At 62.7% G+C, this 11,775-nt stretch carries 12 protein-coding genes; all 12 read right to left on the bottom strand.

What is annotated here, in order from left to right; all coding sequences use genetic code 11:
• Positions 1-163: 163 nt before the first annotated feature.
• Positions 164-781 carry an SDR family oxidoreductase gene (locus SBP01_RS00365; RefSeq protein WP_320537080.1) on the bottom strand — a complete coding sequence of 206 codons (618 nt, stop codon included), beginning with the start codon at positions 779-781 and terminating at the stop codon, positions 164-166.
• A gap of 91 nt (positions 782-872) precedes the next feature.
• Entirely contained in the window at positions 873-1,529 is a 657-nt protein-coding gene (locus tag SBP01_RS00360) for a PaaI family thioesterase (RefSeq protein ID WP_320537079.1), read from the bottom strand.
• Positions 1,522-2,697, bottom strand: a complete 1,176-nt coding sequence (locus tag SBP01_RS00355) for a lipid-transfer protein (protein WP_320537078.1) — start codon at positions 2,695-2,697, stop codon at positions 1,522-1,524. Before SBP01_RS00355 ends, SBP01_RS00360 begins: the two co-directional genes overlap by 8 nt.
• Entirely contained in the window at positions 2,694-3,143 is a 450-nt protein-coding gene (locus SBP01_RS00350; RefSeq protein ID WP_320537077.1) for a MaoC/PaaZ C-terminal domain-containing protein, read from the bottom strand. Before SBP01_RS00350 ends, SBP01_RS00355 begins: the two co-directional genes overlap by 4 nt.
• Positions 3,140-3,601, bottom strand: coding sequence for a Zn-ribbon domain-containing OB-fold protein (locus tag SBP01_RS00345; protein WP_320537076.1), 462 nt, complete (start codon positions 3,599-3,601; stop codon positions 3,140-3,142). Before SBP01_RS00345 ends, SBP01_RS00350 begins: the two co-directional genes overlap by 4 nt.
• Positions 3,601-4,119 carry a MaoC family dehydratase N-terminal domain-containing protein gene (locus tag SBP01_RS00340; RefSeq protein WP_320537075.1) on the bottom strand — a complete coding sequence of 173 codons (519 nt, stop codon included), beginning with the start codon at positions 4,117-4,119 and terminating at the stop codon, positions 3,601-3,603. The genes SBP01_RS00345 and SBP01_RS00340 overlap by 1 nt, the downstream gene beginning before the upstream one ends.
• Entirely contained in the window at positions 4,116-5,831 is a 1,716-nt protein-coding gene (locus SBP01_RS00335; protein WP_320537074.1) for an AMP-binding protein, read from the bottom strand. Before SBP01_RS00335 ends, SBP01_RS00340 begins: the two co-directional genes overlap by 4 nt.
• Before the next feature lie 2 nt (positions 5,832-5,833).
• Positions 5,834-7,339 (bottom strand): MFS transporter, encoded by a 1,506-nt coding sequence (locus SBP01_RS00330; RefSeq protein WP_320537073.1) that lies wholly within the window; start codon positions 7,337-7,339, stop codon positions 5,834-5,836.
• Positions 7,336-8,472: an acyl-CoA dehydrogenase family protein gene (locus tag SBP01_RS00325; RefSeq protein ID WP_320537072.1), complete on the bottom strand. Its 1,137-nt coding sequence runs from the start codon at positions 8,470-8,472 to the stop codon at positions 7,336-7,338. Before SBP01_RS00325 ends, SBP01_RS00330 begins: the two co-directional genes overlap by 4 nt.
• Positions 8,469-9,650 carry an acyl-CoA dehydrogenase family protein gene (locus SBP01_RS00320; RefSeq protein WP_320537071.1) on the bottom strand — a complete coding sequence of 394 codons (1,182 nt, stop codon included), beginning with the start codon at positions 9,648-9,650 and terminating at the stop codon, positions 8,469-8,471. The genes SBP01_RS00325 and SBP01_RS00320 overlap by 4 nt, the downstream gene beginning before the upstream one ends.
• Positions 9,651-9,824: 174 nt before the next feature.
• The gene (locus SBP01_RS00315) at positions 9,825-10,766 is read right to left on the bottom strand and encodes a cytochrome b/b6 domain-containing protein (RefSeq protein ID WP_320537070.1); all 942 of its coding nucleotides are present in this window, start codon (positions 10,764-10,766) and stop codon (positions 9,825-9,827) included.
• Between the two features lie 11 nt (positions 10,767-10,777).
• Positions 10,778-11,764: an electron transfer flavoprotein subunit alpha/FixB family protein gene (locus SBP01_RS00310; protein WP_320537069.1), complete on the bottom strand. Its 987-nt coding sequence runs from the start codon at positions 11,762-11,764 to the stop codon at positions 10,778-10,780.
• Between the last annotated feature and the right edge of the window lie 11 nt (positions 11,765-11,775).

Here is an 11,775-nt window from a genome sequence, read left to right as displayed (position 1 = left end):
CAGCCTGGACGCAGACTCTGCGGCCGCGCCCTACGTGGACCTATACCACCGAGCTGCACCTCATCCACGAGCGATCTCCTTGGTCGTCGAACTCAAAGGACTCTTGATGAAAAGCATTCTTTATCAGCAAGCTCAGGGTACGGAACGTGAAACAACGACGCGTTCACCGAGGGGCTCGCGCGCCCCGGCAGGCGCAACCGGCATTCCGGCCCGAGGAGTCGCCAGACCGGTACCCGGCCCTGCAAGCACTATCCCCCGGAATTGGGCTGAATCCTCCAGCCCAAGGGTGGCTGCAGCTATGTTCACTACCGTTTGCAGGTGCGGCAACAGTGTGCTCCGTGCTAATAATGCGTCGCTTTATTCGATCCATACGTTTGATGATGCTGCCGCGGGTCTTCTTCAATTCCGGGTAGGCCGCACGCATCAGATGGAACGTTGCCATGGTGCCCGTGTTGAACGACAGGTCCCAAATCTCCGGGGTGGTGTCCATAATGGAGGCCTGGCGAGAGGCGTGGGCGTTGTTGACCAGGATATCGAGACCGCCGAAGTGTTCCACCGTCTGGGCAACAATGGTATCGGCATTTTCAGCCTTGGAAATATCCAAGTGGATAAAGATGGCCTCACCCTTGCCTTCGAGTTCTGCCAGTAATTGATTGCCTTGTTCCTGGTCAATGTCCACAATGGCTACTTTGGCACCTTCGGTGAGGAAACGCCGGACAATGCCCTGCCCGATTCCACCTGCCCCTCCGGTGACGATCGCGGTCCTACTTTTGAGTTTCATTTCATTCCTTCCGGATACAGGCCCGGAAAGTGACCCGGGCGTGTTCTTACGTGGGTTTGGATTTCAGCGATATCACGTACGTACTACCGGCTTATGGGATGACGCGTGGTGGCAGCCACAACCCCCGCGCGCGTGCCACCACGGATCCCCCGGCTTGGATTTCCCCGATTACCCAGATCTTCCGGCCATCGATCTCATCTACCCTGGCCGTGATCTCCAGTTCTTCGAAGAGTGGCACCGCGTGGTCGTAGTCGACGGTAAGCGATCGGGTATAGATCCACTGGTCTACGGTTCCCGCTGCGTACCCCATGAGGTGGTCCAATAGCGTTGCGACCCAGCCGCCATGCACTCGCCCGGGCGGGCCCTGATAGGCCAGGCCGAGCTTGGTCGTGGTGCGCGCGGTATGATCCTCCCGGACCGTCAACAACACCGGAGGCGCCATGGGGTTCAGCTTCCCGGACACCGGTGAGCGGTCCAGGTAGCCCTCTGTGCGCGACCCGTTGCGACCTGCATACTGGGTCCCGGCCAACTGCTGGATAGGCTGGAGATGCTCCTCAAGCAGGTCGAGGACCGATTCCAAGCGCCGGTTCAGCTCCGCTGCCACGGGGGTGTCTTCCGGAAGCCTGACCATCGCGTCCAGCAAAGACCGGACGCGTCCGGCCGCCGTGAGCAAAGCTGGGGCATTTGTGTTGGACGCGGAATCCGGGTGGCTCGCTTCCGTCTGGGGCCACGCTGCCGGCTTAGTCATTTCCCAGTATCAATGCGCTGGTGGGAACGCCGGTGCCGGCGGAGACCAGCACGTTCCGGGCGTTGGGCACCTGGTTGGCGGCGGTGCCACGGATCTGCCGCACACCCTCGGCGATGCCGTTCATGCCGTGTATATAGGCCTCGCCCAGCTGGCCGCCGTGCGGGTTGATCGGCAGGCGTCCACCCATCTCGATGGCACCGTTCTTGATGAAGTCCTTCGCCTCACCACGGCCGCAAAAACCGAATTCCTCCAGCTGCGCCAGTACAAACGGGGTGAAGTGGTCATAAAGCACCGCGGTATCGATGTCCTCCGGGGTCAGCCCCGTGTCGTTCCACAGCTGACGGGCCACATTGCCCATTTCCGGCAACGCCCGGTCGCCATCCTTGCGGTAGTAGCTGACCATGGTGTGTTGGTCATAGGCGGAGCCCTGGGCGGCGGCCCTGATGGTCACCGCCTTGCCCGGCAGGTCCCTGGCACGTTCGGGGGTGGTGATGACGAATGCCTGGCCGCCATCGGATTCCTGGCAGCAATCCAGCAGATGCAGCGGATCGGCGATCCAGCGCGAGGCCTGGTGGTCCTCCAGGGTGATCGGCTTGCCATAGAACCATGCCTTCGGGTTAGTGGCCGCGTGCTTGCGATCGGCCACGGCCACGCGGCCGAAGTCCTCGCTGGTGGCGCCGGTCAGGTGCATATAGCGTTGGGCGAACATACCCACCCAGGAGGCCGGGGTCATCAGGCCGAAGGGCAGGGTCCACGCGTACGCGGCTGCCCGGGCATCCGGGGCCATTCCTTCGGTGCTCATGGCCGCGCCGAAACGGGCGCCGGAGCGCTCGTTGAAGGCGCGGTAGCAGACCACGGTTTTGGCTACGCCGGTGGCCACGGCCATGGCCGCGTGCAGGATGGTGCCTGCCGCGGCACCGCCACCGTAGTCGACGTGGCTAAAGAAGTTCAGTTCCTTGCAGCCGAGACCGCGGGCCACCTCGATGGCCGGATTGGTGTCCATGGAGTAGGTCACCATGCCGTCCACGTCGTGCGGGTTCACCCCGGCGTCGCGGCAGGCAGCCAGCGCGGCCTCCTGGGCCAACTGGAGCTCGGAGCGTCCGGAGTTCTTGGAGAACTCGGTCGCGCCGATGCCTACGATGACTGCCTTGTTCAGCAGATTGCTCATGCCGTTTCCTCTCGGGATGGGATGCTCAGATCAATGGTGCCCGTGACGTGCGGGCCCAGGGAGTTGGTGCCGATGACTTTGAGCGTGACGTCGTCGCCGTCGACCGATTCGACAGATCCGGTGAAGACCATTTCGTCACCCGGGAAGTTGGTGGCACCGAGACGAATGTTGATCCGGTGCACCCGGGAGGTGGGTCCGGCCCATTCGCCCACGTAGCGGTTGACCAGGGCGTTTGTGGTCAGGATGTTCATGAAGACGTTCTGGGTTCCCGCCGCCACGGCCACGTCCTTGTCGTGATGGACCTTCTGGAAGTCACGGGTGGCAATCGCACCGGTGACGATCAGCGTTGCGGTGATCGGAATCCTCAGTTCGGGCAGTTGCTCGCCCACGGTTACCGGGTGCGGACGGACCGGGGCCAGGGTCTGCGTTGTTTCTTCGGTGCTCATGATTTCTCTCCTGCCGGGCGTGCCACGGGCAGCACCAGGGTTTCATCCATGCGTTCGATGGTGATGGCTACCGGCATGCCGATCTGTACGTCCTCACGCTGTATGCCTTCCAGGTTCATGACCACGCGCGGACCCTCAGCCAGTTCAATGACAGCCACAATGTAGCCGGGCTCGAACGGTGGAACGATCGGGTGGTACATCACCACATAGCTGTGCAAGGTGCCGCTTAGGCTCATGGCCTTCGGTGCCCAGTGGACCGAGTGACATTCGGGGCACATCGGCACGGGTGGATGGCGCAGTTCCTCGCACTCGCCGCACTGCTGGATGCTCAACTCGCCGCGCTCGGTGAGGGATTCAAAGAAAAAGGAGTTGTCCAGATTGATCGCCGGGCGCGGACGCAGCGCCTGAGTCCGTTGCGTCTGCGTCTCGGTCAGGTTTTCGGCCAGGGTCTCGGTCATCAGGAGCTCCTCTTTGCTGGGTTGTACCACAGGGTGCGGAAGCGCATGGTACCCACACGTTCGCCCCTCTGGTCGGTGTAGCTTGTCAGGGTGGTGATGAAGTAGCCCTCGCCCAGGCCCGTCTGCTTGGGTCCGACAAAGGTTTCCACCTTCTCGGTCGCGGTGAGCACGTCGCCCGGGGAAAGATAGCGGTCGTACTCCTGGTCACAGTTCACCGCCACAACGTTCGGATAGCCGCACTCGGCAAGGATCGCGTAGGCGCGATCCACGTCACTTTCGACTTCCGGGTCCGAAGGGTTGATCATGTTCCACACCTGCAGGGCCGACGGCGGGGACACGACATCCGGGTGGCCCGCCGCCCGGGCGGCCGCGGGGTCCAGATAGATCGGGTTTCTCTCTTCCATGGCGTCGCACAAGTGGTGGATCATGGGCCGGTTGACCGCATCGCGGGCCACCGACACCCTTTCACGCCCGGCGGCGATAATCTCGCCGATCTTCACGGTGGGATCGTTGCTCATACTGTCTCCTTGATGGGGGTAGCGGCTGGCCGCAGGGGCAGAAGATGGGCGCGGCCGTTAACTTCAAACAGCTCCTCCAGCCGGCGGACGGCTTGTTCATCCAGCCGCTCAAAGGCGATCGCCCGTCCCGGGCGGTGGTACACAGTCTCGTTGACGAGCCACGCATCCCTGCGCAGCCTTGGTTTGTTGATCTTTTGCGTGGCGGTCACCGGAACATCGGTGACGATGTTGAGGAATCGGGGAGCCCACTTGGTGCCCAAATCCGGCTGTGCCTCAAGGAAAGCCGCGAAGGTGGCCGGGTCAAAGTCCTCAGGGTCCTCCACCTGCAGCGTGGCCATGACCTGGTCGCCGGTTCGGGCATCGGGAACCGGGTAGACCGCTGCGAGGGTGACACCCGGGTAGCGGGCCAGGACGCGCTCCACCGGGGCTGCAGAGAAGTTCTCGCTGTCCACCCGCAACCGGTCGGAGGTGCGCCCGGCAAAGTAGAAGAAACCTGCCTCATCGCGGTAGGCCAAATCCCCGGTCAAAAACGCGCTGCCCCGGATGCGCTCGGCCGTGGCCTCCGGGTTCTTATAGTAGCCCTCGAACAGGGGCGCCCCGGCGAGGTTCACCAGTTCACCGATCGCTTCCTCGGCATTGAGGATGCGTCCTGAATCACTCAGGACGGCGGGCGGGCATTCGGCCATGGTCTCAGGGTTGACCACCGCAGCAGCCATGCCCTCCGGCGGCAGGCCGAGGGAACCATGCGGTGTTTCCGGGGTGCGATGGAGGTTCAGCCCGCCCTCGCTGGCGCCGTAGCTCTCGGTGGGCCAGATGCCGAAGCGGCGGTGGAACTCGCTGATGTCGAAATCGGAGGCCTCGGTGCCAAAGCACGCCGTCAGACAGGTCCGGGCTTCCTGGGGGTTCTCAGGCTGGGCCAGGATGTAGGACAGCGAACGGCCCACATAGTTGAAATAGGTGACCTTGTAGCGCATCAAATCCGGGACGAAGCCCGAGGCTGAGAATTTGCGGGCCAGCGCGAAGGTGCCGCCGGTGTACAGCGGGTTGGCCCAGCAGGCGAAGATGCCGTTTCCGTGGAACAGCGGCATTGAGTTGTAGCTGACGTCGTTGCTGCCCAAGCCCATGTGCCGGTATTCCGCGGTGCGGCACAGCCGGCCGGTGGTGCAGATGACAGCCTTCGGGTCCCCCGTGGAGCCTGAAGTGAAGAGCAACAGCAAGATGGTGGCAGGATCTGCAGCGGCGTCGATGTCCGGGCGGCCTGCGGAGCGAAATCTTTCCACGTCCGCGTCGAACTGCCGGGTTCCTACCCGCAGGGTCTTGCTTTCCGGGACCCCGGATTTCACCCCATTGAAATAGGATTCCAGTTCACCCTTGGTGATGAGGATCTCGCAGTCGGTGTATTTGATATCCCGGGCCAGTTCTTCGCCCCGGCGGGTCAGGTTGATGCCAACCACGGTGGCGCCGGCGTAGGCGGCGCCACCGATGGCAAAAATGTACTCCGGGTCGTTTTCCAGCATGACGCCCACGTGGAAGGCCTTGCCTTCTTCGTGCAGCGAGAGCATCATGTGCGCCCGAATCTTGCATTCCGCAATGACTTCGGCCCAGGTCCAGATGCGGCCCTCGAAGAGTAGTCCCGGACGGCCGTCGCTGGCTCGCAGGTCAAGGAGATCCCTGGTGGTTTGAGGCTTTATCGTTCCACTGTCGGTATTCATAGTTAGTCCTTAGGTGTGTGTTGCATTGCCGGGTTTCGGCTTCCCGTGCGCTGAGGGTTCCTAGCGGGGGGAATGAAGAAGACCACGGCAATGGTCAGGAGGCAGATGGCGATGAGTACGCCCGCTACGAGGAAGAGTCCTGAGAGCGAAACAAACGTGCTCTTGCCCGCAACAACAGGCGAGAAGGCGAGCATCAGGCCAACGATGGAGGCTGCAACGGCCTGGAAGGTCGTACGGGTCACCGCATTGACGGCCGTGGCGGTGCTGGTCTGTTCCGGAAGAACGCACTCCACGATCACGGTGGGCATTCCGGAATACAGGAATCCGGTGCCAAAGACCGTGACCACGAGGCCGGTTATGACCGCCGCAGGCTGGCCGGGAGCCAGGCAGATGATGAGCAGGCCGATAATGGTCAGCAGCGACCCGGTCATCAACCCCATGCGAGCACCGAAGCGGGCCGAAACCTTGCCGATCACCGGCGAAATGGCGAACGCCGCAGCGGCGGTGATGAATCCCAGGACACCTGTCATGGTGGCGCTCAGGCCCAGGCCCACCGGTAACGCCATTTGGGTGCCATCGGCCAATGCGATGCTGCCCGGAGAACGGTAGATCGTCACGGTCAGGATGCCCATGGTTCCGATCGGACCCACGGCGATCAGCGCGGTGGCCAGCATGCCCAAGGCAAACTTGCGCTGGCCAAACATCCTCACGTTGATCATTGGCTCTTGTGTGCGCAGCTCCCACTTGATCCACAGCGCCAGGACGATCAGTCCACCGAGCACAAAGGCGAGCACCGGAAAGTCCGTCCACCCCCTGCTCTTGCTCAGCGTCAAACCGTAGAGGGTCGAAGCGACGGCCGCACCAAAGAGGAAGCCGCCCAAGTAGTCAATCCGGCCGGCCCCCGCCAGGGATTCTCGAGGTTCTTTGACGATGCCGAAGTGCACAAGGGCCGCAGCGAGGGTCGCCGCAATGGCCGCGGTCCAGAAGATGTAGTGCCAGGTGGCGTAGTCCAGGAACAAACCTCCGGCGAGCACGCCCGTGGCGCCGGCGATGAGAGCCGAGGTGCTCACCACAGCGATGCCCAGGCTGGTCTTTGCGGCCGGGAAGGTGGCACGGACCATGCCGATGGCCAGCGGAAGCACGGCGCCGGAGACACCCTGCAAAGCGCGTCCCGCAACGAGCACGCCGAAGGTTGGGGCCACGGCGCTGATAACGGAACCCACTGCTGAAATCAGCAAGATGGCAACCAAGATTCTGCGCCGGCCAAACTGGTCGCCCAGTCGGCCCACGAATCCGGTGGCGACGGCTGCTACCAGCGAATAGGAGGTGACTACCCATACCAGCTGGGACAAGTCCGTGGTGAAGAAGTCCCCCGGCGCATAGAGCAACTGGACGGCCATCGAGGTCTCGAATGCGGCGATCACCTCCGCGAAAACCAGGATCGTCAGGATCGAACCGACGCTGCGGCCAACCACCGACTCGGACTCAACGACAGAGCCGACGCTCATGGCTGGTCCAGCGGGAGAATCACGCGGGCAAGTTCCTCTGCCACTTGACCGGCAGAACCCCAAAGCACGTCAAGTTCGCGAACCCAGACAAAGAAGCGGTGGATATGATTGTCCAGGTCGGCGCCCATGCCACCGTGCAGGTGCTGGGTTGCGTGGACAGCACGGAAACCACCCTCACGGGCGCACCAGGAGGCTGCGAACGCGGCCAATTCGCCGTCGCCGTCATTGTCCAGCTGCCATGCGGCGTCGATGGTGGTCAGCCAGGCGACCTCGGAATCGATGTAGGCGTCGGCGGCGCGCATTGCCACACCTTGGTTGGTGGAGATTGGGCGGCCGAACTGCTCGCGCTCCGAGGCGTAGGCCGCGGTGCGGCGTACTGCCTCCTCGCAGGCACCGGCAATGATTGCAGCCGCGGCAGTGAGCAACCGGGGGCGTATCCATGCCGAAACCTCGCCGGCGGGGCGATCTGCCCCCACCAGGTCTTCATGCGACACCAGCACATTGTCAAAGACCAACGCGGCGTGCTGCTGCTTGGAGATTCCCTCAAATTGATCCACATCGATTCCGGCGCGCTCCACCTCGATCAGGGCCATTTGTTCGCCGGCTTCGGTGTGGAACTGAACCAAGAGGTGAGTTGAGCTGGGAACGACATAGCCGAATTCAATACGACCGTTCAGTGCCCAACCTTCTGCCAACGGCCGGCCGGTGATACGGTGACGAACCTCGGGCAGCAAAGCGCCCACGCGTGCGGTTCCGTCGCTGATGCTCTCAAGGGCGTCGCGTCCACCACCGAATTCGGCCAGCGCGAGTGCGGCGACAGCAGTGGTGATGAAAGGGACACGGCCCAGATGGCGTCCCTGGGCACGGGCGATCAGGGCCACGCCTACCATGCCCAGTCCCGGGGAGTCTTCGTCGACGGAAAGCAGGGCTTCGATCAGGCCTGCCTCTGCGAGCTGTTCCCAGAGCGTGCGGTCAAAGGTTTCGCCGGCTCGCTCAGAGGCGACATGAAGGGTGTCGCTGCTCAGATGCGAGAAAATCTGGGCCGCGAGGTCGGCAACCGACTGCTCGTCCTCCCCCAAGGTGAATTCCATGTTGGGGGCCTGTAGCGTGCTGTGAATGCTTGCGGGGCTCATCGCGCCTTCCTTGCCATTCCGAGGGTGGTCCAGGCAACAATCTCGCGCTGGATCTCGGCGACGCCGCCGCCGAAGGTGTTAATTTGGGCACTCAGGTTCATGAGGGCCAGGCGCCCGGTATCGAAGCGCCAGGGTGCGCTGGTGACGCGCGAGGCTCCGGAACCCACGACTTCCAGCAAGGAACGGTACACATCGACAACCGTTTCGGTGGCGAAGACCTTGGCGGCAGAGGCGGAGCCCGGATCGAGTTCGCCACGAGCGGTGGTTTCCACGAGCTTCCAATTCATCAGGCGCATGGCACGTAGGCGGGCGGTGGAGGTTGCCAGCAGATGACGCACCCACGGTTCGCCGCCCAGCGGCTTACCCTCGGCTGTTTGCTGATCGACCACCCATTCGCGAACGTCGTCCAGAAGACCCTCGCAGATGCCGCTGAATGCAGCCAACCCCACGCGTTCGTGATTGAGCTGAGTGGTGATCATCTGCCAGCCTTCGTTCTCCTTGCCGACCACGTTGGCGACAGGAACACGGACTTTGTCGTAGTAGGTGGCCGTGGTGCTGACCCCGCCCAAGGCATGGATGGGCGTGGCAGCGAATCCCGGTGCCGTGGTGGGGACCAGGATCAGTGAGATGCCCTTGTGCTTGGGGGCATCCTGGTCTGTGCGTGCGGCAAGCCAGATCCAGTCGGCGCCGTCGGCGCCTGAGGTGAAGACCTTGCTGCCAGTGATGACATACTCATCGCCGTCGCGCACCGCGCGGGTGGTCAGGGAAGCGAGATCGGTGCCTGCTTCGGGTTCGGTGTAGCCGATGGCAAAGATGCATTCACCCGCGAGGATCTTGGGAAGGAAGTAATCCTTCTGTTCCTGGGTCCCCTGGCTCATGAGCGTCGGACCAACGGTGGTCATGGTGATCATGGGGATTGGAGCATCGGCGCGGTAGGCCTCGTCGTAGAACACAAACTGCGCGTCCGGGCCCAGGCCCTGGCCGCCGTATTCGGTGGGCCAGCCGATGCCGAGCCACCCGTCGCGGCCCATCTGAGCCTGGATTGCCGCGTGTATCGGGCCGCCCGCTTCGCCCTCTTCGCGCAGTCCTGCGCGTACTTCATCGGTCAGGAGGTTCACGAAGTAGGAACGGAGCTCCTCGCGCAGATTCGTAATCTCCGGGGAAGAACGTAGATGCATGAGCTTGCCTTTCATCGTTGACTAGGCGTTGGCCGTCGGAGACGCCAATTGGGGGCCGTAAGATTTACCGGCCGGGTTGAGGCCTGCTGGTACCAAATCATGGGGTTAACAGGTATGGACCAATGGACTGCAGCTGTCCGCTCGTGTCAGAGGGATCATCAGCGGACGGTGAGACTACTTCGTAACCTTGCCCGTCAGCATGGCGAGCGGGCGCAGGAAGACCGGCCGGGCCAGCAGCCAGGCGCCGACCATCACTGCGACCGATAATAGGAAGATCCAGAAGCCGAGCCATCCGGCATCGTCGCGTGTAGCGAACATGTGGTTGAGGTTCCTTATGGCGCCAGTGGACAGCACCAGCGTCACGTGCATCACGACGAACGCGGTAAAGAAGAGCATGACGGGGAAGTGGATCTTACGGGCCAGGTCAATTGGGTAGGCATTGTCCAGCAAGGTGTTGCCCTTGGGCCAGGCCGGGCTCATGCGCACGCCTGTCACGGCGGCCAGCGGGGCGGCGATGAAGACGATGGCGAAGTAGGCCAGCACCTGCAAGGCGTTGTAGTTGACCCAGCCGTTTTCAGCCGGCCAGTTGAGCGACGCATACTGGAGAGCCGTGCTTAGCGCATTGGGGAAAATGTCCCAACTGGTTGGCACGATGCGCATCCACCCGCCGGTGACGAACAGCAGCACCACGAACACCAGGCCATTGAGCAGCCAAAGCACGTCGAGGCTCAGGTGGAACCAGAGCTCCAAGCTGATCTTGCCGGGCTTGTTCCTGGTTTTGAACAGGCCCGTGTTCTTCCGCGTCCAGTACGCCTTGGGGCGGGCAGTGGTGCGGACCTGCCAGCCCGTGCGGATGATCAGCACAATGAAGAAGGCGTTGAGGAAGTGTTGCCAACCCAGCCAGGCCGGCAGCCCGATCGGCGCATTCGCCGGCAGAGCGCTGTGCCCCGGATACATCAGAAGAAAGTCCTGGACCGCGTCCAGTCCACGGACAGCCTTGGCCACCAGGACCACCACGGCCATGGCAGCCACGGCAATCAGCACCGGTTTGATCAGGGACGTCCGCGTCTTAGTCTCCGCGTTGGGTGGCGATCCTGGTGTGGTCAGCAATGGCATGTCATCTCCCCTTAGACGCCAGCGCCGACGTTGCTGCGTTCCTGGATAGCCGCCTTGAGCTGGGGCAGAATCGTGAACAAATCTCCCACAATGCCGAAGTCGGCAATGTCGAAAATCGGTGCGTCCTCATCCTTATTGATCGCTACGATGCGCTTGGCGGTCTGCATTCCGGCGCGATGCTGGATTGCGCCCGAGATCCCTACGGCGATGTACAGTTCCGGTGCCACGCTGACACCGGTCTGGCCGACTTGATGACTTTGCGGGACATACCCGGAATCTACGGCAGCGCGCGAGGCCCCCAGCCCTGCCCCCAGGACGTCAGCCAGTTCTTCGATCAGCAGGAAGTTCTCCTTTGAGCCCAGGCCACGCCCTCCTGAGACCACGATCTTTGCTGTGCGAAGCTCGGGGCGGCCAGGGGCGGAGACGCGCACATGGGTCGCTTCGATGGCAGCCGCAGCACCGGTCGCAACCTCGAGCCGGCTAACGCTGCTTTGCGGCTCCGCCACGGGGGCCGGTGCTTCTGTACCGGTGGAGGACACAGTGATCAGCGCAATTCCCGTTCCGATGGTGGACTCGGTGTGATAATTTCCGCCAAAGGCCGAGTGGGTGGCAATGATTTTGCCGTCCTGATTTCGCACCTCAAGGGCCTCGAGCATGACAGGGTTTGAGGTGCGGGCGGATAGACGGCCAATGGTCTCGCGGGCATCTGCACTGTTGGAGGCGATGACAGCACTCGGTGCGAAGCTGGTGATGGCCTCGGCGAGTGCTGCAACGGAGGCGGCTGCTACGTGGCTGGTGACCGTTTCGGTTTCGACGATGAAAACGTTCGCAGCACCGAGCGCGCCGAGCTCGGCTACAAGCGCGGCGCTGCTGCCGGGATTGGCGGCTACCACCGCGACTGGTTCACCCAGAGCAGATGCCAGTCGCAGCAAATGGGCATTGCCCGGACGCAGGGTGCCGTTCTCTCTCAATTCAATGGCTACCAGAATGTTGGTCATGACGTGCATTC

The sequence above is a fragment of the Pseudarthrobacter sp. IC2-21 genome (assembly GCF_034048115.1).
GTDB lineage: Bacteria > Actinomycetota > Actinomycetes > Actinomycetales > Micrococcaceae > Arthrobacter > Arthrobacter naphthalenicus.
This window is presented reverse-complemented; position numbering and strand designations above follow the sequence as displayed.

Excerpts from the sequence above, each read along its gene's own strand:
- SBP01_RS00365 (WP_320537080.1), bottom strand. The coding sequence starts at position 781 with ATGAAACTCAAAAGTAGGACCGCGATCGTCACCGGAGGGGCAGGTGGA.
- SBP01_RS00360 (WP_320537079.1), bottom strand. The coding sequence starts at position 1,529 with ATGACTAAGCCGGCAGCGTGGCCCCAGACGGAAGCGAGCCACCCGGAT.
- SBP01_RS00355 (WP_320537078.1), bottom strand. The coding sequence starts at position 2,697 with ATGAGCAATCTGCTGAACAAGGCAGTCATCGTAGGCATCGGCGCGACC.
- SBP01_RS00350 (WP_320537077.1), bottom strand. The coding sequence starts at position 3,143 with ATGAGCACCGAAGAAACAACGCAGACCCTGGCCCCGGTCCGTCCGCAC.
- SBP01_RS00345 (WP_320537076.1), bottom strand. The coding sequence starts at position 3,601 with ATGACCGAGACCCTGGCCGAAAACCTGACCGAGACGCAGACGCAACGG.
- SBP01_RS00340 (WP_320537075.1), bottom strand. The coding sequence starts at position 4,119 with ATGAGCAACGATCCCACCGTGAAGATCGGCGAGATTATCGCCGCCGGG.
- SBP01_RS00335 (WP_320537074.1), bottom strand. The coding sequence starts at position 5,831 with ATGAATACCGACAGTGGAACGATAAAGCCTCAAACCACCAGGGATCTC.
- SBP01_RS00330 (WP_320537073.1), bottom strand. The coding sequence starts at position 7,339 with ATGAGCGTCGGCTCTGTCGTTGAGTCCGAGTCGGTGGTTGGCCGCAGC.
- SBP01_RS00325 (WP_320537072.1), bottom strand. The coding sequence starts at position 8,472 with ATGAGCCCCGCAAGCATTCACAGCACGCTACAGGCCCCCAACATGGAA.
- SBP01_RS00320 (WP_320537071.1), bottom strand. The coding sequence starts at position 9,650 with ATGCATCTACGTTCTTCCCCGGAGATTACGAATCTGCGCGAGGAGCTC.
- SBP01_RS00315 (WP_320537070.1), bottom strand. The coding sequence starts at position 10,766 with ATGCCATTGCTGACCACACCAGGATCGCCACCCAACGCGGAGACTAAG.
- SBP01_RS00310 (WP_320537069.1), bottom strand. The coding sequence starts at position 11,764 with ATGACCAACATTCTGGTAGCCATTGAATTGAGAGAGAACGGCACCCTG.